Origin of the sequence: Novosphingobium naphthalenivorans NBRC 102051 (assembly GCF_001590985.1) — a bacterium.
Classification (GTDB): Bacteria; Pseudomonadota; Alphaproteobacteria; order Sphingomonadales; family Sphingomonadaceae; genus Novosphingobium; species Novosphingobium naphthalenivorans.
Genome location: NZ_BCTX01000001.1, coordinates 100,063 through 122,682, shown reverse-complemented (window position 1 = coordinate 122,682; position 22,620 = coordinate 100,063). Strand labels below are relative to the sequence as shown.

Genomic DNA, 22,620 nt, shown 5'->3' with positions numbered 1-22,620 from the left:
ACGTCAAGCAATACCGCCATTTTGGAGCAGGAACACGCGCACTTCATCTCCTGCCTTGCCTTCGGGCGCGAAGGCCTCGCGGTCGATCAGGACATTGCTGGCCGCCAGTGCGGAGAGAGCGCCGCTGTCCTGAATGACCTGGGGCACCACGCTTTGCCCGTTCCAGGTCCCGCGCACGAACTCGCGCCGTCCGCCGTTTGCGCGGATGGGGGCGCCCAGCTTGGTGACGATCTGCATCGGCAGGGCATAGCGCGCGCCGAGCATCCGGCGCAGCAGCGGCAGCATGAAGTGATAGGCCGTGACGAAGCTCGAAACCGGATTGCCGGGCAGGCCGATGATGATCTGCGGGCCTGCCGGTCGTTCGCGCCGGGCGACGAGGATCGGCTTGCCCGGCTTGATCGCGACGCGCCAGAAATCGAGCGAGGCGCCCCAGGCTTCCAGCGCCGGGCGGACCAGATCGTGCTCGCCGACCGAGGCGCCGCCGCTGGTGACGATGACGTCCGCGTAGTGGGCTGCGTTGAAAGCGTGGATCAGGGCGTCGAGCGTGTCGGCAACCGGGCCGCTGCGCCAGGCGTCGACCGGCAGCTTGCGTGCCATGGCCAGCAGCATCGCGCCGTTGGTGGCGGGGATCTGGTGCAGGGCGCAAGTTTCGGGATCGGCCGCGAGTTCGTCGCCGCTGTCGATCACGGCCACGCGCGGCATCCGGCAGACGGGCAAGTGCTTGTGCCCGGCAGCGATGGCCAGTGCCGCGTCGGCCGGGCCGATCAGCGAGCCGGCGGCGATCACTTCGCTGCCCTGCATGAAATCGAGACCGCAGCGCCGGATGTGCTTGTGGGCGGGGACTGGTGCATCCCCGGTCAGTTCGACCCGGTGATCCCGACGGGCGAGGTCTTCCTGCAGGATGACGGCCCCGGCGCCGGCCGGAAGCAGCGCGCCGGTGGAGACCTGAACCGCCTGTCCCCTGCCGACTTCACCGGTAAAGGGGTGTCCCGCCGCGCTTTCACCCACGATCTGCCAGGGCCCCGCCATGTCCTCGCCGGTCACGGCATAGCCGTCCATGGCCGAGAGGTCGGCGGAAGGCTGGGTGCGCCGGGCGAGCAGCGGCTCGGCGAGATAGCGGCCGATCGACCCTTCGATGTCGACGTGTTCGACAGACAGGGGACGGGCGAGGGCAAGCAGGTGCGCCTGCGCTTCCTCAAGCGGCATCGGCGGAACTTTGGCCATCAGTCTTCCGCTTTCTCCAGATCGGCTTTCCAATGCCCGGACTTGCCGCCGCGCTTTTCGATCAGGCGAATATCGCCGATGACCATGCCCTTATCGAGCGCCTTGGCCATGTCGTAGATCGTGACAAGCGCGATCGAGACAGCGGTGATGGCTTCCATTTCCACGCCGGTCTTGCCCGTCAGCGAAGCCGTGGCGGTGGCGCGGATGGCGTTCTCCTCGAACGCGAAATCCAGATTTACGGCATCGATCGCGAGCGGGTGGCACATCGGGATGAGATCGCCGGTTTTCTTGGCCGCCATGATCCCGGCCACGCGCGCGGTGCCGAGCACATCGCCCTTGGGGGCATTGCCTGCCTTGATCGCAGCGAGCGCTTCGGCCGTCATGGTGATCCGGCCGGAGGCGACGGCGAGCCGCTGCGTTTCGGCCTTGGCGCCGACATCGACCATGCGGGCGGAGCCCTCGGCGTCGATATGGGTGAGCGACCGGTTCATGTCAGCCCTCCAGCAAGGCCCTTGTCGCCGCCTCGACATCGGGCTGGCGCATCAGGCTTTCGCCGACAAGGAAAGTCCGCGCGCCGCAATGCGACAGGCGTTCGAGATCGGCATGGGTGTTGATGCCGCTTTCGGCCACCAGCAGCGTGCCTTCGGGGGCCAGCGGGGCAAGGCGTTCGGTCGTCGCGATATCGGTGACGAAGGTCTTGAGGTTGCGGTTGTTCACCCCGATCAGCCGCGACTTCAGGCGCGCTGCGCGTTCCATCTCGGCTTCGTTGTGGACTTCGACCAGGCAGTCCATCCCGCGTTCGCGCGCGGCGGCTTCGATCTCGGCCATCAGCGTGTCGTCGAGCGCGGCAACGATGATCAGGATCGCATCGGCGCCGATCGCGCGGGCCTCTGCCACTTGCCAGGGATCGACCATGAAGTCCTTGCGGATCACCGGCAGCGAGACGGCGTCGCGGGCTTCCATCAGGTAATCCTCGTGGCCCTGGAAATAGGGCGCGTCGGTCAGCACCGAAAGGCACGCCGCGCCGCCGCGTTCATAGGCCGCGGCATGTTCGGCCGGGCGGAAGTTCGGGCGGATCAGGCCTTTGGACGGGCTGGCCTTCTTGATCTCGGCGATCAGCGCGAAATGATCGGCGGCCTTGTGGCGCAGTGCCGCCTCGAAGCCGCGCGGGGCGCTCTGGTGCGCGGCGTGGGCATCGAGCGCGTTGATCGAGGCGACGGCCTTGCGTTCCTCGACTTCATCGCGCTTGGTTTCGCAGATCTCGGTGAGCTTGTCGGACATGCCTGCGCCTTATGCGTGAGTGCGCGCCAAGTCGAGAGGTGTCCTTCGGCAAGAGCGGGGCAGAACCAGATGGCCTAACCCTTCACCGCTCACCCTGAGCTTGTCGAAGGGTGTCTGGCTTCAAGCCCTGGTCGCGTCGATCCAGCAGTTGAGCAGCGCGTTGGCGAGGCCCTTGTCGATCACTTCGGTGGCTTCTTCGACGCCCTGTTTCCAGTCCTGCGCTGCGCCTGCGATGATCAGCGCACCGGCCGCGTTGAACAGCACGGCATCGCGATAGGGTCCGGGCTCGCCCTGCAGCAGGGCGCGCAGCGCGGCCGCGTTATACGTGGCATCGCCACCCCGGATGGAATCGACAGGGGCGAGGGGCAAACCGGCGTCCTGCGGCGTTACCCGGCGCATGGCGATCTGCGTGCCTTGCACCTCGGCCACTTCGTTGCCGCCTGCGAGGCTCAGCTCGTCCAGGCCTTCGTCGCCCGAGATCACCATCGAATGGTCGGTGCCGAGGCGGGCGAGGGCTTCGGCGTAGATCGGCACATAGGCCGGGCGGGCAATGCCGACGAGCTGGCGGCGCACGCCGGCCGGGTTGGCCAGCGGGCCCATCAGGTTGAAGATCGTGCGGCGGCCGATCGCCTTGCGGATCGGCATGATCCGGCCCATCGCCGGATGATGCTTTGCCGCGAAGAGGAAGCAGATACCGATGTCGTTCAGCGTCGCTTCGGCCGTCTCGGCAGCGCGGTCGAGATTGAGGCCGAGCGCTTCGAGAGTGTCGGCCGCGCCTGCCTTGGAACTGGCGGCGCGGTTGCCGTGCTTGGCCACGGGCACGTCGCAGGCAGCCACGACCAGCGAGACGGCGGTCGAGACATTGAGTGTGTGGTGCCCGTCGCCGCCGGTGCCGCAGACGTCGATCGCATGGGCCGGTGCCGAAATCGGGATCATCCGCGCACGCATGGCCCGCGCGGCGCCGGCGATTTCGCTGGCGGTCTCGCCCCGGTCGGACAGGGCGACCAGGAATGCAGCGATCTCGCTGTCAGGCACTTGCCCGTCGAGGATCGCGCCGAATGCCGTTTCGGCCTCGGCTTCTTCGAGGGGGTAGAGCGGATCGGGCAGGGTCATACGGCCTGACTCATGCTGTCCGGTCTCACGCGGACAGCCGCTCTGGCAGCTTCGCGTCGATGCCGCACATTCTCAGGAAGTTCGCGAGCATGGCGTGGCCGTGTTCGGTGGCGATGCTTTCCGGGTGGAACTGCACGCCGTGGATCGGCAGGCTCACATGGCGGAAACCCATGACGTGGCCATCGTCCGAACGGGCATTGACCACGAGCGTCTCGGGAATGTCCTCGACGATCAGCGAGTGATAGCGCGTGGCGATGAAAGGCGAGGGGATGCCCTCGAACACGCCGGTGTTGTCATGCGTGACGGGAGAGGTCTTGCCGTGCATCAGCCCGCCGCGCACGACATGCCCGCCGAAATACTGCCCGATCGACTGGTGGCCGAGGCACACGCCGAGCAGAGGCTTTCCGGCATCGGCCGCCGCGCCCACCAGATCGAGGCTGATCCCCGCTTCATTGGGCGTGCAGGGCCCCGGCGAGATCAGGAACCCCTGCGCGCCGCTGGATAGGGCCTGTCCGGCGGACATGGCGTCGTTGCGCACCACTTCGACTTCGGCGCCCAGTTCCATCACGTAGTGGACCAGGTTCCAGGTGAAGCTGTCGTAATTGTCGATGACGAGGATCATGAGCCGCCTTTCGCCGGTTTCTCGACAACGATCAAGGGGCCGAGCGGTGGTCCGCCATCGACGCGGCCATGTTCCGGGTCCCACAGCGAGGAGACGCTGCCGTCGAGGAACAGCGCATTGGGGCAGTGCAGCGCGTCGCGGAAGTACCGCGCGAGCTTGCCGAACGAGACCGGCTCGTCCGAGATCACGAAATGCGCGCGGCCTTTGGCATCGACGCCGACGCCGTTGCGCAAGTTGAGCGAAGTGCCGTCAGGGGCGATTTTCGGGTGCAGCTTGCCGTCTATGACGAGCATCGGGCCGGACTGGGTGCCGAAGTCCGGCCGGTTGGTGACTTTGGCGGCGAACTGGTCGCTGGCGATCACGGCCCATGGCCCGCCGGCCTGTCCGTAGAACACGCCGTTGGGCAGGACATGGAAATTGCCCGGCCCTTCATTGGTGTTGAGCTTTTTCCGCTTTTCCCCGTCTTCGACATAGTAGCCGATCGGCTGCCCGGCATCGTCGAACATGCCGCCGTTCATCGCGAAGGCGACGGCATGGGCCTTGTCGGGCCGGTTCACCGCCAGTTGCGAGAGGCTGCGATAGGGCGCGCCGCCCTTGGGGCCGAGCACCATGTGGATGGTGTTACGCCCCGGGACGGCGGTGCAATGGGTGAACGCGGCGCCTTCGAACGTCGCGCTTTCGCAGGGCGGCGGGGGAGGAGGGGCGGCTTTTTGCTTTTTCTCGGACGAGCAGGCGGTGAGGAGAAGCAGCGCCATGCCACTGCTGATGAGGCAGATGCGCCTCGTCCTGCGTTCCCCTCTTTCGTCATCCCCGCGAAGGCGGGGATCCAGCTGACATTGCATCAACACGGCATGTCAGGAGATGGGTTCCCGCCTTCGCGGGAATGACGAAGGTTTGGGACTGGGGAAACGCTCACTGCCCGAAGCCCGGCTCTCCAGCCACGCGCACCGCTTCGCGCGCCGCTGCGAACAGGGCGCCGCTCTTGGCCTCGCACTCGCGCTGTTCGTAAGCCGGGTCGCTGTCGGCGACGATGCCCGCGCCGGCCTGCACGTGCAGCACGCCGTCCTTGAGCACGCCAGTGCGCAGGACGATGCACGAATCCACCGAGCCATCGGGCGCGAAATAGCCGACGCCGCCGGCATAGGCGCCGCGCGTTTCGGGTTCGAGTTCGGCGATGATCTCGCAGGCGCGGACTTTGGGCGCGCCCGAGACCGTGCCTGCCGGAAAGCCCGCGAAGACCGCGTCGATGGCATCGTGCTTGGCCGTGTCGAGCTGGCCGATCACGTTGGAGACGATGTGCATCACATGGCTGTAGCGCTCGATCGTGTAGCTGTCGGTGACTTCGACCGTGCCCTTGGCGGCCACGCGGCCCACGTCGTTGCGGCCAAGATCGAGCAGCATCAGGTGCTCGGCGCGTTCCTTGGGATCGGCGAGCAGGCTGGCTTCGTTGGCCTTGTCCTCGGCAGGCGTCTTGCCGCGCGGGCGAGTGCCCGCGATCGGGCGGATGGTGACTTCGCCATCGCGCACGCGCACGAGGATTTCCGGGCTCGATCCCACCAGCGCGAAGCCGGGCAGGTCGAGGAAATAGAGGAACGGTGAGGGGTTTACCCGGCGCAAGCTGCGATAGAGCGCCAGCGGCGGCAGCGGGAATTCGCACGTAAAGCGCTGAGCCAGCACGATCTGGAAGATGTCGCCCGCCTCGATGAAGTCCTTGGCCTTGAGGACCATCGCTTCATACTGGCCGGCAGGCATGACCGGGGTCTGGACCGGCTCGGACAGGTCGGGTTCCACCGGCGCGGCAGGCACGGGGGCGGCGAGGCGGCGCAGCGTTTCGTCGATCCGCTCGGCAGCGGTTTCCACCATGCGTTCGGGCGTTCCGGCGTCGGGCCAGAGCGGTGCGACGCAGAACATCTCGTCGCTCAGCCGGTCGAACACCAGGATCACCGAAGGGCGCACGAACAGCATGTCGGGCAGGTCGAGCGCGCTTTGCGGCGCGCGCGGCAGCTTTTCGACAAGGCCGATCGTCTCGTAGCCGAAATAGCCGACAAGGCAGGCGAGCGCCTTGGGCAGTTCGGCCGGCACATCGATACGGCACGCTTCGACCAGCGCGCGCAGTTCGGCCAGGCTGTCACCGGGCAGGGCCTCGAATGCATTCCGGTCGAATTGCCACTTGCGGTTGATCTCGCAGGCCGGGCCGCTGGCGCGGAACACCAGATCGGGATCGAGGCCGATCAGGCTGTAGCGCCCGCGCGTCTCTCCGCCCTCGACCGATTCGAGCACGAAATCGCCGCGCCCTTCCTCGAAGAGCTTGAGGGCCGCGCCCACTGGCGTTTCCGTATCCGCGACCAGCTTGCGCCAGAGCAGCGCGGGCTGGCCCTGCGTCAGGCTTTCAAGGGCTGCCGATCGATCCGATTCGCGCTGCATTGCCAAGTACCTTCGCGGATCAGTTGGCGGAGGCGGTGCCGGCGAGCTGGTCGCGCACGGCCTTGATCGCGTTCGGGTGCTCGGTCACGCCCACGTCCTTGCGGATCGCCTGGGCCAGTGCGTCGCCATAGGCCTGGCCGAGCTGCTGTCCGAGCTCGCGGCGCGCGCCCTTGATCATGTCGTCGGAATCGACCTTGCCGGGTTCGATCTTCTTGAGCTGGACGACGAACCACACGCGGTCCTGCATCGCCGACTGCACTTTCACAGTGCCGGTGGCCATGTGGAACAGCAGCGATACCGGCGGCGGCACCTGCCTGCCGGATTGCAGCGCGGCGGCCAGCGTCGGGCGCGACATCGTGACGTTCTGCACCGGTGGCAGCGGCTTGCCCGCAGCGGCCATGGCCTGCTCGATCGTCTTGCCCTTCTTGATCTCGTCCTGCATCTTCACTGCGGCGGCGCGGGCCGCTTTCGAGCCGGTGTCGATCTTCCAGGCTTCCGTCACGTCCTGCTTGATCTCGGCCAGCGGCGCCGGAGCGGACTGGATGATGTCGGTGACGTCGAACAGGACGAAAGTCTGGCCGGGAACGGCAGGGGCGACCTGCGGTTCTTCCTGATCCATGGTGAAGGCGGTCGCCAGCACCGGCTTGAGGTCGTTCGGAAGCGTCTCGCCGGTCTGCATGTAGATCTGACCATCGGCCGTCACCGGCGCGGTCTTCTTGACCTCAAGGCCATAGGTCTTCGCGACCTCGGGCAGGCTGGAGCCGTTATCGATCTCGTCCTCGATATTGCCGGCCATGTCGGTGAAAGCCTTGCGGGCCTTCTCCACGGCGATCTGCTGCGAGATCTCGTCCTTGACCTCGGCAAGGGTACGGGCCGGCTTCTTCTGTTCTTCGTCGACCCGGATGACGTGCCAGCCCAGCGCGCTTTTCTGCGGAGTGGCGAGCTTGCCTACGGGCGCTGCGAAAACCGCCGCGGAAACTTCCGGCGAAAACTGGCCGGAGAGCTCTTCCTTGCTGAAATAGGCAAGATTGGCGGCCGTGAGGCCCTTTTCCTTGGCGGCTGCTTCGAGAGTCTTGCCGCCATCGACTTCCGCGACAACGGCCTTGGCCGCCGCTTCGGTGGGAACGATCAGCTGGGTGATCTTGCGCCGGTCTTGCGCGGCGTAGATCGCCTTGTTCGCTTCGTAGTGTGCGGCGATCTCCGCATCGGTCGGGGCCGGCGGCGCCTTGACCGAAGTCTTGTCGAACGTGGCGTAGCGGATCACGCGGCGTTCGGGGCGGATGAAGGCGTCCGTATGATCCTTGTAGAAGGCTGCGAGCTGCTGGTCCGTCGGGCCCTTCTCAGGCGCGAAAGCCAGCGAGGGCAGCGCGGCGACGGCACCGGTGCGGGTTTCGGTCAGCAGCGCGGCATATTGCCTGGCGGCATAGTCCGGCATCACCGTGCCGGTGGTGGCCGGCGACATGAGTTCCTGCGCCGTGAGGTTGTGCGCGATGTCTTCGCGCAGCGCCTTCTCGGAAATGCCCTGCTGGGCCAGTGCCTGCCGGAAGGTGTTCTGGTCGAACTTGCCGTCCACACCCTGGAACGCCGGGATCTGGGTGATTTCGCTGTCGATCAGGCGGTCGCTGGCGAGAATCTTGTGGTCCTTGCCGAAGACGTAGAACGCGGTGCGGTCGATCAGATCGCTCAGTACCTGTTCGACGCCGCCCTGCGCGACCAGCAGCTTCATCGTCGCGGTCGGCTGCTGCTGCTTGACGCGTTCGAGCGCGCGGGTGGCGCCCAGCGTCAGCTGCGAAGCGTCGATATCCTCGCCGCCCACTGTCGCGACGGCGCTGCCGCCGCTCAGGCCTGCCGAATTGCGCATTCCGGCGATATCGCCGCTGGCAAAGGCAATGGCGATGAGAACCAGCGCCGCCAGCGCGATGGCCGCGCCGATCTTGGATTTGAAGAAGTTTCTGAAGAAAGAGAGCATGGACCGTGCCGATCAGCGATTGCCAGGGCGAAGCCTTGCCAGCTTCGCATGAAACGGGCGCAGGCTTTAGGGGGCCTTGCCGCATCCTGCAATGCCCCCTCGCACGTGAACTCACACAGAACCCGTAAAAGGGCAGCTATTCCATCGCGGGAGGGGGCGGCAGGCAGTCTCCGGGCGAAGGTCCTGAGCCTGTCGAAGGCCTCATGAGGCCTGCCTGTGGCGATTTGGCATCTACCGCGATTAAGTGGGCATTCAGTTTTGACAGGGGGGCGGCCCTGCCTTAGCAGCGCCCCCGACTGCGATGGGCCCGATTCCCCCGGTGGCGGGAAACAGGCGGATTCGCGCCGGATTGATAAAGGTTTGAAATGGCTGGACTGCCTTACATCGTCGGAAACTGGAAAATGAACGGCACGCGCGCGATGCTCAACGAGGTGCGCGCGATTGACCGGGCGGCCGCACGCTTTCCCAAGGTGCAGGTCGCGGTCGCGCCGCCGGCCACGCTGATCTATCGCACCCGCGATGCCGCCGATATCATCGGCATTGGCGGACAGGACTGCCATATCCAAGAAAGCGGCGCATTCACTGGCGATATCTCCGCAGTGATGCTGAAGGATGCCGGGGCGGATTTCACGATCGTCGGCCATTCCGAACGCCGCACGCTCCATGGCGAGACCGATGCGGATGTGAAGGCCAAGGCCGAGGCGGCGCTGGCCGCAGGGTTGGGCGTGATTCTGTGCGTGGGCGAAACTGAATCCGAGCGCGATGCCGGACGGGCCGAGGCGGTCGTCGGGGCGCAGCTCGAAGGTTCGTGCCCGCAAGTCGACGGGGCGCCGGAAAAGCTTTCGGTCGCCTATGAGCCGGTCTGGGCCATCGGCACCGGCCGCGTGCCTTCCGTCGAGGACGTGGCGGCCATGCACAAGTCGATCCGCGACAAGCTCGTTGCCATCTACGGCGAGGGCGGTGCGGACGTGCGCATTCTCTACGGCGGTTCGGTGAAAGCCGACAATGCGTCCGAACTGCTGTCGGTTCCCGAAGTGGGCGGTGCGCTCGTGGGAGGCGCCAGCCTGACCGCCGAGAGCTTCCTCGCCATCGTCGGCGCAGCGGCTTCGCTGGCCGAGGACTGAGCGGAAATAGCACCGGGAGAGGGCCTTGCGGTTTCTCCCGGTGTCATCCCCGGGTTGCGCAGGGGCCGGACAAGGCCTATCTGGCCCGGAATTAATGCGGGCGGCGCGCCTGCCAGAAGGCTGAGACGAAGATGTTCCTTTTCCTGACCGTGGTCCAGGCCCTGATTGCAGCGGCACTTGTTGCCGTAGTCCTCATGCAGCAGTCGGAAGGCGGCGGCCTTGGTGTCGGCGGCAGCCCGTCGGGCCTGATGTCGGCGCGCGGTGCGGCCAATTTCATGACCCGGGCGACCGGAATCCTGGCGGCGCTGTTCGTGGCGCTCAGCATTGTTCTGGCTGCGCTTGCAGTGGACCAGACGACTGGCCGCGACATCGATACTTCGCTTCAGCGCAACACCGCGCCTGTCCAGCCTGCCGATCCGCTTGCGGGTTCGGCCGGGCAGGGCGCCGCGAATGCGGACAATGCCGCTCCTGCCGGTCAGGCGCCTGCGGCGGATCCGCTTTCAGGGGCTGCCAAGCAGTAACCCTTTCGCGTTTTACCGTAACCGGATTGCCTTCTGGCCCTGCCAGAGGGGCAATTCTTGTGTTTGATCTGTGGATTCAGGCTCTGGGCGCTTGCCCAAGGGCCCCCATGCAATTTAAGGCCCGACTCCCATGGCGCGGCACATTTTCATCACCGGCGGCGTGGTCTCCTCGCTGGGCAAGGGTCTCATGGCGGCAAGCCTCGCGGCTTTGCTGCAGGCGCGCGGATTTAAAGTCCGCATCCGCAAGTTCGATCCCTATCTGAACGTCGATCCGGGCACGATGAGCCCGTATCAGCACGGCGAAGTCTTCGTGACCGACGACGGGGCCGAAACCGACCTCGATCTGGGCCACTATGAGCGCTTCACCGGCGTCTCGGCGCGTCAGGCGGACAACATTACTTCGGGGCGCATCTACCGCGACATCATCGCCAAGGAGCGCCGCGGGGACTATCTGGGCGCGACCGTGCAGGTGATCCCGCACGTGACCGACGCCATCAAGGACTTCGCGCAGACCGAGACCGACGATCTCGATTTCGTGCTCTGCGAGATCGGCGGCACGGTCGGCGATATCGAGGGCCTGCCGTTCATTGAGGCGCTTCGCCAGATGCGCAATGAGCTGGGCCGCGAAAAGACCTGCTTCGTGCATGTCACGCTGGTGCCCTACATCGCCGCGGCCGGCGAGCTGAAGACCAAGCCGACGCAGCACTCGGTGCGCGAACTGACCGGCCTCGGCATCCAGCCCGACATTCTTCTGTGCCGCTGCGACCGTGAACTGCCCGAGAGCGAACGCCGCAAGATCGCGCTGTTCTGCAACGTGCGTCCGCAAGCGGTGATCCAGGCGCTCGATGCGCCCAACATCTATGCCGTGCCCGAGCAGTATCACCACGAAGGCCTCGACGCCGAAGTTCTGCACCATTTCGGCCTGACCTCACCCGCGCCGGACCTCGCGCGCTGGGACGACATTACCGACCGCTACGAGCATCCCGAAGGGGAAGTGACGATCGGCGTCGTCGGCAAGTATGTCGGGCTTCCCGATGCCTACAAGTCGCTGAACGAGGCGCTTGTCCACGGCGGCATGGCGAACCGGGTCAAGGTCAACGTCAAATGGATCGACGCCGAGATCTTCGAAAAGGAAGCTTCCGAGATCGCGGCCGCGCTCGAACCGATGCACGGGATTCTCGTGCCCGGCGGGTTCGGCGAACGCGGCACCGAAGGCAAGATCGCGGCGGTGCGCTTTGCCCGTGAGCGCAACGTGCCGTTCTTCGGCATTTGCCTGGGAATGCAGATGGCCTGCATCGAGGGTGCGCGCGCTGCCGGTATCGAGAAGGCCAGCTCCACCGAGTTCGGGCCGACCGAAGAGCCGGTCGTCGGCATCATCACCGAATGGATGGGCAAGGACGGGCTCGAACAGCGTGCTGCGGGCGGAGACTTGGGCGGCACCATGCGCCTCGGGGCCTATCCGGCGGAACTTTCGCCCAACAGCCATGTTGCAGCGATCTACGGGACGTCGTCGATCAGCGAGCGCCACCGCCACCGCTATGAAGTGAACGCGTCCTACCGCGAGGCGCTCGAAAGCGGCGGTCTGATCTTCTCGGGCATGTCGCCCGACGGGTTGCTGCCCGAGATCGTCGAGCGGCCGGAGCATCCGTGGTTCGTGGGCGTGCAGTTCCATCCGGAACTCAAGTCCAAGCCGTTCGATCCGCACCCGCTGTTTTCCGGCTTCATTGCCGCTTCGCTGCGGCAGGCGCGCCTCGTCTGACCGCTTTGGTCTGAGGGCGTTTGGTCAAACGCAACAGTCCGGCAAAAACAAAGGGCCGGCTCCCTGCGGAGCCGGCCCTTCGCGTTTCCGGCGGTGTGCCGGAACACACCCCGGATAAATCAGATCAGTTTCCAGGTCAGCGGCAGAACCACCGAGCTGGTGCCGGCCGGCGGGGTCGGGAGATTGCCGACGCGCGACATCATGGCCACCGCTTCCTTGTCGAGAGCAGTGGAGCCCGACGATTCGGCAAGTTCCGCCTTCTGGATCTGGCCCGAGGCCGAGATGTAGATCTTGACCTTGGCCGTGCCTTCCTCGCCGCGCATCTGTGCGGTGCGGGGATAGGACTGCTTGGACGCGACCGTGCGCTTCACCGAGGTGAGCCAGTCATCGGCAAAGGCCGGGTTCACGCTCAGGGCCAGCACCGAAAGCGCTGCGGAAATTTTCAGGATTGTCTTCACACTCAGTCTCCATTTCCGATGGGACGCCGGATTGCTTGCCGATCATCCCGGGGGGCACTCACTTCAAACTTCAGAATTCACTCCAGTCGTCGAGGGCAAGGGCATTGGCCCCGGCGACGGCGGGCCTCGGTGCGAACCGGGCGGGTTCCTCGTTCACGGCTTCTTCCGCGACGAACGGACGGGTGCTGGCAAAACGTTCCACAGAGGCTACGGGAGAAGCGAGGGTATCGCTGTCGCCGAGCTGGAACGCCGACATCTGCTGCATCAGGCGCTGGGTCTCGTTCGAGAGATTGCGGCTGCCGGCCGAGCTTTCCTCCACCATCGCGGCATTCTGCTGGGTGAAGGTGTCCATGCCGGCGACCATGGTCGAGATCTCGGTAATGCCTTCGGCCTGCTTCTCGGCGGCGCCGGCGATCTCCTCGACCAGGCTGGCGACGGCGGCGACTTCGCCGACGATCTGGCGCAGGGCATCGCCGCTGCTCTCGACCAGCGAGACGCCATCGCCGACCTGCTTGGTGCTGCGATCGATCAGCTTGCGGATGTCGTTGGCCGCGTCCGCCGAGCGCTGGGCGAGCGCGCGCACTTCGGTGGCGACGACCGCGAAACCCTTGCCGGCCTCACCGGCGCGGGCGGCCTCGACGCCGGCATTGAGCGCGAGCAGGTTGGTCTGGAAGGCGATGCCGTCGATGACATTGATGATCGCTGCCATTTCGCGCGAAGTCGTCTCGATGCCGCGCATGGCGTCGACGGCGTTGTGGGCAATGCCCTCGACCTTGGTCGCGGTCTCGCGGGCCACGATCAGACGCGTGCTGGTCTGGCGGGCATTGTCGGCCGTGACCTGGACGACGCTGGTGAATTCGCTCAGCGTGCGCGAGGTGTCGGCCAGCGAACTGGCTTGCTGTTCGGTCCGGCCGGCGAGGTCGGAGGTCGCTGCCGCGATCTCGTCGGTGCCGACCTGGATCGAATTGCAGCCGTCGACAAGCTCCTGCATCGTTTCGGAAAGACGCGCGACGGCCAGGTTGTAATCGACGGGCAGGCGGGCAAGGGCGCCTTCACCGGTTTCCGCGAGGCGGTTGGTGAGGTTGCCTTCGGCAAGCTGCGACAGCCCGTTGCCAATGGCTTCGACCGTGCGCTGCAGATCGCGGGCGCGTTCCTGTTCCTCATGCGCGCGTTCCTGGTCGGCCCGGGCCAGTCCCTGGAAGCGTTCGAGGGCGCGGGCAAGACTGCCCAGCTCGTCCTTGCGCTCGACGCCGGGGATCACCACGCTGGTGTCGCCGTCGATCAGGCGCCGAACCGTGCTGTCGAGGCGCTTCACCGGGTGGGCGATGGAACGCATCATGAAAAGCATGAGCACGATCGCGACCACCAGTCCGCCCAGCGCGGTAGCCGTGACGACCTGGCGGGCCTTCGCATAGATCGTCTCGCCACGCTTGCTGGCTTCCTCGGCAGCCTTGGTGTTGAGATCGACCAGCGTCAGCAGGTGGTCTTCCATGTTGTAGAAGTTGTCGAGCCCGTCGCCTTCGTACATCTCACGCGCCGCTTCGGGATCGGTCTGGGCGAGATTCAGGATCGCGTCGTTTTGCTCGACGTAGGTCTTCCAGTCCTGCCGCACCTGATCGAGCGCAGCCAGCTGCTCCGACTTGTGGATATGCGAGCCGTAGTCCTTGAGGACCTGGTCGATGACCGCCCCGGAATTACGCAGGACCTTGTTCTGACGGTCCCAGGCGGCCGTGCCGGCCGCTTTCAGGGTATCGTCCTGATGGATCCGGTATTGCGACGCATAGGCGTGCAGATCGCCAAGGGCCTGCGCGGCCGGCAGCGAATCGGTGGTCAGCTCGCTGGTCAGCGCGTTGACTTCACCGATCTGGCGAATCGCGAAAACACCAAGGCCCGCCACAATGGCGAGCAGGAGACTGAAGGCGAGCACCAGGCGGTGGGCGATCTTCAAACGTGTCATGAGTTTATCGAACTCCTGGGGGGCGGATTGCAGGAGTTTGTGTAACCGGCTCTGGTTGGGGGCGACTTAAGTCGAATAAGGGGAAATACCGAATGTCCTTGAGTGGTAAACGGTTAGGGGGTTTTACCGGAGCCTCTCGGCACTTGGTTTACGGGCCGGTAAGAAACGCGCCAAAAAGGCGGCCCGATTGCTCGGACCGCCTTGCTTCAATGATCTAAAAAATCGTGCTTTTCAGCGCCGTCAGGCTGCTGCGGAATCCTCGGCGGAGCCGTTGTCGACCACAGTCAGCGTGTTGCCGCCGATCGCAATCTTCTTGGGCTTCATCGCCTCGGGCACTTCGCGCACGAGGTCGATGACCAGAAGGCCATCGGCAAGATCGGCGCTGTCGACGCGCACATAGTCGGCCAGTTCGAAGCGGCGCTCGAATCCGCGCTGGGCAATGCCGACGTGGAGGAATTCACCATCGGAGGTTTCCTCGGGCTTGTTGCCCTTGACGACCAGCAGGTTGGCTTGCGCGGTAATGTCGATGTCGGCCGGCTTGAACCCGGCGATCGCAAGGGTGATGCGATAGTCATCCTGACCGCGGCGCTCGATGTTGAAGGGCGGATACTTGTCGCCCGCGTTCGCGCGACCCTGATTCTCGATCATGTCGAACAGGCGGTCAAAACCGACCATGGTGCGGCGATAGGGCGAAAAATCGATACGGTTCATGACAAAAATCCTCCAATGAGCAATCTTCGTTTGGGAGAGGCCCGGAGAACCGGCACCTCGTGGATGAGTCATCCCCGCTGCGGGCCATGACTCGCCATCCTAGATATGATAGCGGCCCGCCGTTTCAAGGGTCGCGAGACGCGCAAGGAAGGAACCCGCCGATGAGCCAGCCCAAGGTCGAAATCTATACCAAGTGGGGATGCCCCTACTGCGTCGCCGCCAAGGCGCTGCTCGACCGCAAGGGGGTGGCCTACGACGAATACGACATCACCATGGGCGGTCCCAAAAAGGCCGAGATGCAGGACCGCGTGCCGGGCGCCCGCACCGTGCCGCAAGTGCTGATCGACGATAAGCCCTATGGCGGTTTCGACGACATCAATGCGCTGGACCGGCAGGGCAAGCTCGACCCCGTTCTGGGGCTCTGAGACTATGGCGCTTGCCGCGATCCTGCAGATGACCACGGGCATCGATCCGGTGGCCAATGCGGCCGTGATCGTCGATGCCATGGCCGAGGCGCGGGCGAAGGGCGCGGCCATGCTCTTCACGCCGGAGATGAGCGGATTGCTCGACCGGCAGCGCGACCGCGCGAAACAGTCGATCCGCCGTGAAGCGGACGATGGGGTCCTTGCCGCCGTTCGCGAAGCGGCTGCGCGCGAAGGGATCTGGGTGCATCTGGGCTCGCTGGCGATTGCCCGTGAGGACGGGAAATGGGCCAACCGGGCCTTCGTGATCGATGACCGGGGCGAGATCCGCGCGCGCTACGACAAGATCCACATGTTCGACGTCGATCTTGCCACGGGCGAATCCTGGCGCGAATCCAATGCCTATGCGGCGGGCGATACGGTGGTGACGGTGGAAACGCCGCTTGGCCGTCTCGGCCTCGCGATCTGCTACGATATTCGCTTTCCGGCGCTGTTCGCGGCGCTGGGGCAGGCGAAATGCGATGTGATCGCGATCCCGGCCGCCTTTACGGTGCCGACCGGCAAGGCGCATTGGCACCTCATGCAGCGTGCCCGTGCGGTCGAGGCCAGCGCTTATGTGCTGTGCGCGGCCCAGGTCGGCAAACATGCGGACGGGCGCGAGACCTATGGCCACTCGCTGGCGATCGATCCCTGGGGTGAAGTGCTGCTCGACATGGGCGGCGAAGCGCCGGGCCTCGGCTATGCCGAGATCGATCTGGCGCGCATCGCCGAGGTGCGCGCGCAGCTTCCCAGCCTTGCCAACCGGCGCCAGATCGCCACATAGGCTTCCCATGATTGTCTATGACCTGGAATGCCGCAGCGGCTCGCATCGATTCGAGGGATGGTTCAAATCCTCGGACGATTTCGCGCGTCAGCAGGAGGGCGGGTTCCTGTCCTGCCCGATGTGCGGTTCGGCCGACGTGGGCAAAGCCGTGCAGGCCCCGCGCCTTGGCCGCAAAGGCAATCAGCTGACGGATGGGGCTCCTGTCCGCCGCCAAGCGCCCGAAGTGGTGGAGGCCGCCGTTCCCGCGCCTGCGGCCGTCCCGGCCAGCGCGCCTGTGGCCAATGCGCCTTTGCCGCCCCAGGCGGTCGAATTGATGCACAAGCTGGCGCAGATGCAGGCCGAAGCGCTCAAGTCTTCGCGCTACGTGGGGGAATCCTTCGCCGAGGATGCTCGCGCCATGCATTATGGCGAGCGTGAGATCGAAACGATCCACGGGCAGGCCACGCCGGACGAAGCGCAGGAACTGCTGGAAGAGGGGATCGCGGTCATGCCGCTGCCATTCCCCGTCACGCCGCCCGACAAGACGAATTGAACACGCGCTGATGGCTCGGCCGGTGGGTTCGAGCAGGGGAATAGTGCGCCCGAGGGGGGCGATTTCGAACCCGAAAGGGTTCGCAAGGCCGAACGGCCGCCCGAGCTTATGCGAGGAAAGCCAAGGGCGCGGATGCGCCCGCCCGGCGTTTGAGGGCTTACAAATATTGGTGCGCCCGACAGGATTCGAACCTGTGGCCCCCAGATTAGGAATCTGATGCTCTATCCTGCTGAGCTACGGGCGCACGCGAGGGGCGTCCTAGCTTGCGGGCACCGGCTTGGCAATCGTCACCGTGCGCCTCAGCCGATGGCAAGTCCGGCGAGCGCATCGGGCAGATCCGCGACCGTGTCGATCACCACATGGGCGCCGGCCTGGCGAAGCTGGCGCCGGGGCTGCTGGTCGTGCGCACCAGCCTCGATCAGCAGGGCCGGGTGGTGGAATACGACCAGGAATACTGGCGCCACGATTCCATCCGGGTGCATGTCGATCTCACCGTCAAGGAATGACGCGCCAAGGAATGGCGCGGCTGCCTTGACTATTCCCGCCGAGCCGATTTCTCGGCATGGGCGATCGAGCCCACCGTGCGCACGAAGCTGTCCGGATTGAGCGAGATGGAATCGATCCCCTCGTCGACGAGGAAGGCGGCGAATTCCGGATAGTTGCTGGGCGCCTGGCCGCAGATGCCGATCTTGATGCGCGCCTCGTGGGCCTTGGCGATGGCCTGTGCGACCATGCGTTTCACGGCCTCGTTGCGTTCGTCGAACAAGTCGGCGAGCAAGTCGGAATCCCGGTCGATACCGAGCGTGAGCTGGGTCAGGTCGTTCGAGCCGATCGAGAACCCGTCGAACCGCTTGGCGAATTCCTCGGCCAGGATCACGTTGGCCGGGATTTCGCACATCATATAGACCTGCAGCCCGTTCTCGCCGCGCTTGAGGCCGTTTTCCGCCATGACTTCCAGAACCTGATCGGCTTCGGCCGTGGTGCGGCAGAAAGGCACCATGATCACGACATTGGTGAAGCCCAGTTCCTCGCGTACCTGCTTGAGCGCGCGGCATTCGAGCGCGAAGCCTTCGCGGTAGCGCTCGTTGTAATAGCGCGAGGCGCCGCGGAAACCGATCATCGGGTTTTCCTCGGCCGGCTCGAAGGCCGAGCCGCCGAGCAGGTGCGCATATTCGTTGGTCTTGAAATCGCTCAGACGGACGATCGCGGGATGGGGGTGGTAAGGCGTCGCCAGCTTGGCAATCCCGCGCGCGAGGCGATCGACGAAGTAGTCTGCGGGCGTTGCATAGCCTTGCGTCAGTTCCTCGATGGTCCGCGCATCCTCTACGCTCAGGCGCTCGGGATGGAGCAGGGCCATCGGATGGACCTTGATCAGGTTGTTGATGATGAATTCCATGCGGGCGAGGCCCACGCCGTGCGCCGGCAGGCGCCACCACTGGAAGGCGGCGGCGGGATCGGCGATGTTCACCATCACGTGCGTGCGCGTCTGGGGCAGGGAGCCAACGTCGATCTCCTCGCTGTCGAAGGCCAGCAGCCCGTCATAGACGAGCCCGGTTTCGCCGCTGGCGCAGGACAGGGTGATGTCCTGCCCGTCCGCGACGTCGCGCGTCGCGGTGCCGGTGCCGACGACGGCAGGCACACCCAGTTCCCGGCTGACGATGGCGGCGTGGCTGGTGTTGCCGCCGTGATCGGTGACGATGCCCGAAGCCCGCTTCATCACCGGCACCCAGTCCGGATCGGTATTGCCGGTGACAAGGATCGCGCCGTCAGGGAAGCGTTCGATGTCGGCAACGTCCTTGATGACGCAGGCTTTGCCGCTGGCGATGGCACTGCCGACCGCCGCGCCGGAGAGGAGGGCCTTGCCCTTTTCCTTGAGGTGATAGTTGCGGAAGCTGGTGCGGCTGCGTCCGGCCTGGACCGTCTCGGGGCGGGCCTGCACGAGGTAGAGCAGGCCGGTCTCGCCGTCCTTGGCCCATTCGATATCCATCGGGCGGCCGTAGTGCTGCTCGACTGTCGCGGCCCAGCTGCCGAGTTCGACGATGTCGCTGTCGGCCAGCACATACTTGCGCTGTTCGGCGGGGGTGGTTTCCACCAGCCGGGTGCGCTTGCTGCCGCCTTCGGCGTAGATCATCTTGGTGGCCTTGGCGCCGAGGGCCTTCTCGATGATCGGCTTCACGCTCGGCTTGCCCAGCAGCGGCTTGAAGACGATGTACTTGTCGGGATCGACCATGCCCTGCACGACCGTTTCGCCAAGGCCCCAGGCGGCACTGATCACGGCGACGTCGGGAAAACCCGTCTCGGTGTCGAGGGTGAAGATAACGCCCGAACCGGCGAGGTCCGAGCGCACCATCTGCTGGATGCCGATCGAGAGCGCGACGGAGAAGTGATCGAAGCCTTTGGCCTCGCGGTAGGAGATCGCGCGGTCGGTGAACAGCGAGGCGTAGCAGCGGCGGCAGGCATCGAGCAGGGCGCGATGCCCGCGCACGTTGAGGAAGGTCTCCTGCTGTCCTGCGAAGCTGGCATCGGGCAGATCTTCCGCCGTGGCGCTGCTGCGCACGGCGACGGCCGGGTCCTTGATGCCCAGCCGTTCGGCCAGTTTGTCGTAGGCGACGCGGATTTCATCGGCGAGGGCATCGGGGATCGCGCTGGCCAGAATGTGCTCGCGCACGGCGCTGCCTGCCACTTGCAGGGTGCTTTTGCCCTCATTGTAGCGACGGATATCCTCGCGGATGGCGGGCTCGATCCCGCTGGCGTCGATGAAATGGCGATAGGCCGCAGAAGTCGTCGCAAAGCCGGTCGGGACGCGCACGCCCTGTTGCCCCAGTTCGCGAACCATTTCGCCGAGCGAGGCATTCTTTCCACCGACGATGGGCACGTCGGCGATACCGATATCTTCGAACCACAGGACGGAAGCGGGGGGCTTTGTCATTTCGGGGGGCGTCCTCGTTGTTGTGTCGGGTGTCTTCCTATGGCCGGCGCTTCACCGGTGCCTTGACCACCATCAATGACCGGCTTTCGGCCGGGCGAGCGAAGCGGCCGAAGCGCGGCTGTGCATTGCCCGCGAGATCAGCAGTTCTTCCATCAGGTTTTCCCAGGTGATGTAGCCCAGGCATTGCCCGTCGTCGGCCGCGACTCCCACGGCCTGCGCGCCACCGGCCAGCATGGGCACGATCTCATCCATGCGCGTCCATTGCGAGACTTGCGGGATGTCCTGCATGACTTCGGCAATAGCGGTGTCCTGTCCGCTGCCGGCCAGCGCGCGGATAATCCCGTCGCGGTTGAGGAAACCGGCAAGGCGGCCCTGCCTGTCGACGACCGGGAATTCGCGCTGGTCGGTGTGGATCAAGGCGCTGGCGGCCGCGGCGACCGGATCGCTGGCATGGAGGCGCACGAAATTGTCGATCATCGAATCCCGCGCAGGCTTGCCCGCGGTAATGTCGCGCAGGGCGACGATCCCGTTCTCCGAACCGGCGGCGAAATAGACGAAGACGGCCACCAGCACGAGAATGATGTTGCCCGACATAAAGCCCATCAGGCCGAGGAATATCGCGCAGGCCTGCCCGATCCCGGCGGCCACGCGGGTTCCCTGCGTATGGCCGAGCCAGGCGGCGAGGCCAGCGCGCAGCACGCGTCCGCCGTCCATCGGAAAGGCCGGGATCAGATTGAACAGGAACAGTGCGATGTTGACGTAGGCCAGTTGTGCCACGAGCCCTTGCAGGCCCTGGCCCTTTTCGATTTCCTCGACCGTCGGCATCCGGCCCAGTACCAGCAGCAGAGCTATTGCGATGGCGAGCGTGACGAGCGGGCCGGCAATGGCAATGACGAATTCGGCGCGCGGCTCGTCGGGAATGCGTTCGAGTCGGGACACGCCGCCGATCGGCAGCAGCACCACTTCCGGCGTTCGCACGCCGAACCTGCGAGCGGCGAAGATGTGGCCGAATTCGTGCAGCACGACGCAGAAGAACACCAGCACCAGCAGCGTCACGATATGCAGCGCGGCGGCCGGCCCGTCATGGAGCCAGCCGCTGACTCCCACCCAGGCCAGCAGGAGAAGGAATGTCGCATGGATGCGAACGGCGGTGCCTTTGACGGTGCCGATCGAGAACGACCAGCGGCGGCCCATGGCGGATGCAGCGTGGCTCATGGTGTTCGGGTTTCCCGTTCCTGTCAGTGTCCGCCTGATCCGGTCAGGCTGAAATTCGGTACGAATGATGCGATCAGATCGAGCCAGTCTTCCATCAGGCGCGTCATCAGGAAGCGCGAGCGTACCGTCTCGCGGGCCGCATGTCCCAAGGTTTCTTGCAGGGCCGGATCGCGCAGGACGCGGATCATCTTGCCTGCCGTGTCCTCGACACTGTCGACGAGGAAGCCGTTCACGCCGTCCTCGATCTGTTTCTTGATGCCGCCGACATTGCCGCCGATGACGACCGCGCCTTTCCACATGGCCTCGGCCACGGTCAGGCCGAAGCCTTCGCGTAGCGATTTCTGCAGCACGACGGCGGCCCGGCGCTGAAGCGCGTTGACCAGCGCGGAATCCTGCACGGAAAGCACGATGATGCGCTCTTCGGCACATTTGACGATGTCTTCGAAGATTTCCTGCCCTTCGGGATCGTCGGTTGCGATATTGCCGACCAGCACCAGCGTCGCGTCCACTTCCTTGCGGGCGATCCGGAACGCGTCGATGACGCCTTGCGGGTCCTTCCACTTGTCGAAGCGGGAGATCTGCACCACCAGCGGCAGATCGGTGGGAATGCCATAGTGGCGAAGACGCTCGTCGATCTCGTCTTTGGTCAATTCCTTGTTGGTGGTGGAGAAGGGATTGATCGCGGGCATGATGAAGCGCTGCGGCGTGGTGATGTTCTGGGCATATTCCGGCAGCGACAGGACAACCGCGTCGTAGTCTTCGACGAACTCGCGAAGGTAGGCCCACAAGTCCGGATCGGGATGCGTCAGATCGACATGGCAGCGCCAGACCCACGGGGCCTTCTTCCGGAAGTGCCGGATCAGCGGGAGCGGCTGGGGATCGTGCACGATGACGATGTCGTGATCGAGGTGCATCCGCGCGGCATTTTCGAAGACCACGTCCTCATAGATGTCGCGCTTGAGATCGTTGAAGTTGATTGCGTCGCCCTGCAGGGCGTTGTGCATTCTCTTGGTGATGTTGAAGAAATCGGGCCGGCCCTGCAACACGCGCCACCCGGTCCGGATGCCTGCGCCGTTCATGAGCAGGGTTAGCGAGGAGAGCAGTTCGGCAACGCCGCCGCCGTAGTAGGTGGAGTTGATGTTGATGACGTGCAGGTCGCGCAGCTTGTCGGCCTTGGCGAGAATGCGCTCGACCGCTTCGCTGCCGATGTACCGTTCATAGTCCTCGACGCGCGGAAGGGAAAATCCTTCCGTTTCGTTCCGTTCCATATCCGCTCCTGACTTCGTTCTGGCAGATCCTTGATGATATGGCCTGAGCGGCCATTTTGTTTCCGTTGGCGAAAAAGCGCTTCGCGATTGTCACGGAGACAGACACGCAGTGCAAGGCATGTCTCGCAAACCGAACGGAAATTTCCCATGGGTGGGAAGACCGCAGGACGTTGAAGAGATAATGTTTGCCGGGCCTACCGGGATTCCTGAAGGACCGCTTTGACCGATCGCAATGAGCGGGATCGGCGATTGGCGCTTGCCGAAGTTG

The 22,620-nt window shown here is 65.1% G+C and carries 21 protein-coding genes and 1 tRNA gene; 7 read left to right on the top strand and 15 right to left on the bottom strand.

Features of this window, described 5'->3' with window-relative positions:
* Positions 1 to 3: 3 nt before the first annotated feature.
* The 8 genes from NN5_RS00590 to NN5_RS00555 all read right to left on the bottom strand — a co-directional run bounded on the left by NN5_RS00590 (position 4) and on the right by NN5_RS00555 (position 8,633).
* On the bottom strand, positions 4 to 1,224 hold the full coding sequence (locus NN5_RS00590; protein ID WP_067732031.1) for a molybdopterin molybdotransferase MoeA: 1,221 nt from the start codon (positions 1,222 to 1,224) through the stop codon (positions 4 to 6).
* On the bottom strand, positions 1,224 to 1,715 hold the full coding sequence (gene moaC, locus NN5_RS00585; protein WP_067732029.1) for a cyclic pyranopterin monophosphate synthase MoaC: 492 nt from the start codon (positions 1,713 to 1,715) through the stop codon (positions 1,224 to 1,226). The genes NN5_RS00590 and moaC overlap by 1 nt, the downstream gene beginning before the upstream one ends.
* Before the next feature lies 1 nt (position 1,716).
* On the bottom strand, positions 1,717 to 2,505 hold the full coding sequence (gene trpC, locus NN5_RS00580; protein WP_067732027.1) for an indole-3-glycerol phosphate synthase TrpC: 789 nt from the start codon (positions 2,503 to 2,505) through the stop codon (positions 1,717 to 1,719).
* A gap of 120 nt (positions 2,506 to 2,625) precedes the next feature.
* Entirely contained in the window at positions 2,626 to 3,618 is a 993-nt protein-coding gene (gene trpD, locus NN5_RS00575) for an anthranilate phosphoribosyltransferase (RefSeq protein WP_067732025.1), read from the bottom strand.
* 25 nt (positions 3,619 to 3,643) lie between these two features.
* Positions 3,644 to 4,240, bottom strand: coding sequence for an anthranilate synthase component II (locus NN5_RS00570; protein WP_067732023.1), 597 nt, complete (start codon positions 4,238 to 4,240; stop codon positions 3,644 to 3,646).
* Positions 4,237 to 4,995 carry a phosphodiester glycosidase family protein gene (locus NN5_RS00565; protein WP_067732021.1) on the bottom strand — a complete coding sequence of 253 codons (759 nt, stop codon included), beginning with the start codon at positions 4,993 to 4,995 and terminating at the stop codon, positions 4,237 to 4,239. Before NN5_RS00565 ends, NN5_RS00570 begins: the two co-directional genes overlap by 4 nt.
* A gap of 157 nt (positions 4,996 to 5,152) precedes the next feature.
* On the bottom strand, positions 5,153 to 6,664 hold the full coding sequence (locus NN5_RS00560) for an anthranilate synthase component I family protein (protein WP_067732020.1): 1,512 nt from the start codon (positions 6,662 to 6,664) through the stop codon (positions 5,153 to 5,155).
* A 19-nt stretch (positions 6,665 to 6,683) separates the two neighbouring features.
* On the bottom strand, positions 6,684 to 8,633 hold the full coding sequence (locus NN5_RS00555; RefSeq protein WP_067732018.1) for a SurA N-terminal domain-containing protein: 1,950 nt from the start codon (positions 8,631 to 8,633) through the stop codon (positions 6,684 to 6,686).
* Positions 8,634 to 8,998: 365 nt separating this feature from the next.
* Between NN5_RS00555 and tpiA the strand changes: the two genes are divergently transcribed.
* The 3 genes from tpiA to pyrG all read left to right on the top strand — a co-directional run bounded on the left by tpiA (position 8,999) and on the right by pyrG (position 12,037).
* The gene (tpiA, locus tag NN5_RS00550) at positions 8,999 to 9,757 is read left to right on the top strand and encodes a triose-phosphate isomerase (protein WP_067732016.1); all 759 of its coding nucleotides are present in this window, start codon (positions 8,999 to 9,001) and stop codon (positions 9,755 to 9,757) included.
* A gap of 131 nt (positions 9,758 to 9,888) precedes the next feature.
* Positions 9,889 to 10,278, top strand: coding sequence for a preprotein translocase subunit SecG (gene secG / locus NN5_RS00545; protein ID WP_067732014.1), 390 nt, complete (start codon positions 9,889 to 9,891; stop codon positions 10,276 to 10,278).
* A 130-nt stretch (positions 10,279 to 10,408) separates the two neighbouring features.
* Positions 10,409 to 12,037, top strand: coding sequence for a CTP synthase (pyrG, locus tag NN5_RS00540; protein ID WP_067732012.1), 1,629 nt, complete (start codon positions 10,409 to 10,411; stop codon positions 12,035 to 12,037).
* 119 nt (positions 12,038 to 12,156) lie between these two features.
* On the opposite strand, the gene NN5_RS00535 is transcribed toward pyrG, so the two are convergent.
* The 3 genes from NN5_RS00535 to NN5_RS00525 form a co-directional block, all read right to left on the bottom strand.
* Positions 12,157 to 12,495, bottom strand: a complete 339-nt coding sequence (locus tag NN5_RS00535; RefSeq protein ID WP_067732010.1) for an energy transducer TonB family protein — start codon at positions 12,493 to 12,495, stop codon at positions 12,157 to 12,159.
* 70 nt (positions 12,496 to 12,565) lie between these two features.
* Positions 12,566 to 14,452 carry a methyl-accepting chemotaxis protein gene (locus NN5_RS00530; protein WP_067732008.1) on the bottom strand — a complete coding sequence of 629 codons (1,887 nt, stop codon included), beginning with the start codon at positions 14,450 to 14,452 and terminating at the stop codon, positions 12,566 to 12,568.
* Positions 14,453 to 14,692: 240 nt separating this feature from the next.
* Complete coding sequence (locus NN5_RS00525) at positions 14,693 to 15,163, bottom strand: Hsp20 family protein (RefSeq protein WP_067732006.1); 471 nt, start codon at positions 15,161 to 15,163, stop codon at positions 14,693 to 14,695.
* A gap of 161 nt (positions 15,164 to 15,324) precedes the next feature.
* On the opposite strand from NN5_RS00525, the gene grxC reads away from it, so the two are divergent.
* The 3 genes from grxC to NN5_RS00510 are packed head-to-tail and all read left to right on the top strand — an operon-like array spanning position 15,325 to position 16,940.
* A complete protein-coding gene (gene grxC, locus NN5_RS00520) occupies positions 15,325 to 15,588 on the top strand; it encodes a glutaredoxin 3 (protein WP_067732004.1) in 264 nt (87 codons plus the stop codon).
* A 4-nt stretch (positions 15,589 to 15,592) separates the two neighbouring features.
* Complete coding sequence (locus NN5_RS00515; RefSeq protein WP_067732002.1) at positions 15,593 to 16,408, top strand: carbon-nitrogen hydrolase family protein; 816 nt, start codon at positions 15,593 to 15,595, stop codon at positions 16,406 to 16,408.
* A 7-nt stretch (positions 16,409 to 16,415) separates the two neighbouring features.
* Entirely contained in the window at positions 16,416 to 16,940 is a 525-nt protein-coding gene (locus tag NN5_RS00510) for a DUF1178 family protein (protein WP_067731999.1), read from the top strand.
* Between the two features lie 167 nt (positions 16,941 to 17,107).
* Here NN5_RS00510 and NN5_RS00505 read toward each other — a convergent pair.
* Positions 17,108 to 17,184, bottom strand: a tRNA-Arg gene (locus NN5_RS00505).
* 19 nt (positions 17,185 to 17,203) lie between these two features.
* On the opposite strand from NN5_RS00505, the gene NN5_RS26725 reads away from it, so the two are divergent.
* On the top strand, positions 17,204 to 17,446 hold the full coding sequence (locus tag NN5_RS26725) for a UTRA domain-containing protein (protein ID WP_245656111.1): 243 nt from the start codon (positions 17,204 to 17,206) through the stop codon (positions 17,444 to 17,446).
* A gap of 29 nt (positions 17,447 to 17,475) precedes the next feature.
* Here NN5_RS26725 and ppsA read toward each other — a convergent pair whose 3' ends face one another.
* The 3 genes from ppsA to NN5_RS00490 all read right to left on the bottom strand — a co-directional run bounded on the left by ppsA (position 17,476) and on the right by NN5_RS00490 (position 22,352).
* Positions 17,476 to 19,869: a phosphoenolpyruvate synthase gene (ppsA, locus tag NN5_RS00500; RefSeq protein WP_067731997.1), complete on the bottom strand. Its 2,394-nt coding sequence runs from the start codon at positions 19,867 to 19,869 to the stop codon at positions 17,476 to 17,478.
* A gap of 72 nt (positions 19,870 to 19,941) precedes the next feature.
* Complete coding sequence (locus NN5_RS00495) at positions 19,942 to 21,084, bottom strand: site-2 protease family protein (RefSeq protein ID WP_217998551.1); 1,143 nt, start codon at positions 21,082 to 21,084, stop codon at positions 19,942 to 19,944.
* Positions 21,085 to 21,107: 23 nt separating this feature from the next.
* Complete coding sequence (locus NN5_RS00490) at positions 21,108 to 22,352, bottom strand: glycosyltransferase (RefSeq protein ID WP_067731995.1); 1,245 nt, start codon at positions 22,350 to 22,352, stop codon at positions 21,108 to 21,110.
* Positions 22,353 to 22,620: the final 268 nt, after the last annotated feature.

Coding starts and splice junctions, on each gene's coding strand:
- pyrG (WP_067732012.1), top strand. CDS start 10,409: ATGGCGCGGCACATTTTCATCACCGGCGGCGTGGTCTCCTCGCTGGGC.
- trpD (WP_067732025.1), bottom strand. CDS start 3,618: ATGACCCTGCCCGATCCGCTCTACCCCCTCGAAGAAGCCGAGGCCGAA.
- NN5_RS00510 (WP_067731999.1), top strand. CDS start 16,416: ATGATTGTCTATGACCTGGAATGCCGCAGCGGCTCGCATCGATTCGAG.
- trpC (WP_067732027.1), bottom strand. CDS start 2,505: ATGTCCGACAAGCTCACCGAGATCTGCGAAACCAAGCGCGATGAAGTC.
- secG (WP_067732014.1), top strand. CDS start 9,889: ATGTTCCTTTTCCTGACCGTGGTCCAGGCCCTGATTGCAGCGGCACTT.
- NN5_RS00590 (WP_067732031.1), bottom strand. CDS start 1,224: ATGGCCAAAGTTCCGCCGATGCCGCTTGAGGAAGCGCAGGCGCACCTG.
- moaC (WP_067732029.1), bottom strand. CDS start 1,715: ATGAACCGGTCGCTCACCCATATCGACGCCGAGGGCTCCGCCCGCATG.
- NN5_RS00555 (WP_067732018.1), bottom strand. CDS start 8,633: ATGCTCTCTTTCTTCAGAAACTTCTTCAAATCCAAGATCGGCGCGGCC.
- NN5_RS00565 (WP_067732021.1), bottom strand. CDS start 4,995: ATGGCGCTGCTTCTCCTCACCGCCTGCTCGTCCGAGAAAAAGCAAAAA.
- NN5_RS00495 (WP_217998551.1), bottom strand. CDS start 21,084: ATGAGCCACGCTGCATCCGCCATGGGCCGCCGCTGGTCGTTCTCGATC.
- NN5_RS00490 (WP_067731995.1), bottom strand. CDS start 22,352: ATGGAACGGAACGAAACGGAAGGATTTTCCCTTCCGCGCGTCGAGGAC.
- ppsA (WP_067731997.1), bottom strand. CDS start 19,869: ATGACAAAGCCCCCCGCTTCCGTCCTGTGGTTCGAAGATATCGGTATC.
- NN5_RS00570 (WP_067732023.1), bottom strand. CDS start 4,240: ATGATCCTCGTCATCGACAATTACGACAGCTTCACCTGGAACCTGGTC.
- tpiA (WP_067732016.1), top strand. CDS start 8,999: ATGGCTGGACTGCCTTACATCGTCGGAAACTGGAAAATGAACGGCACG.
- NN5_RS00515 (WP_067732002.1), top strand. CDS start 15,593: ATGGCGCTTGCCGCGATCCTGCAGATGACCACGGGCATCGATCCGGTG.
- grxC (WP_067732004.1), top strand. CDS start 15,325: ATGAGCCAGCCCAAGGTCGAAATCTATACCAAGTGGGGATGCCCCTAC.
- NN5_RS00560 (WP_067732020.1), bottom strand. CDS start 6,664: ATGCAGCGCGAATCGGATCGATCGGCAGCCCTTGAAAGCCTGACGCAG.
- NN5_RS00525 (WP_067732006.1), bottom strand. CDS start 15,163: ATGAACCGTATCGATTTTTCGCCCTATCGCCGCACCATGGTCGGTTTT.
- NN5_RS00530 (WP_067732008.1), bottom strand. CDS start 14,452: ATGACACGTTTGAAGATCGCCCACCGCCTGGTGCTCGCCTTCAGTCTC.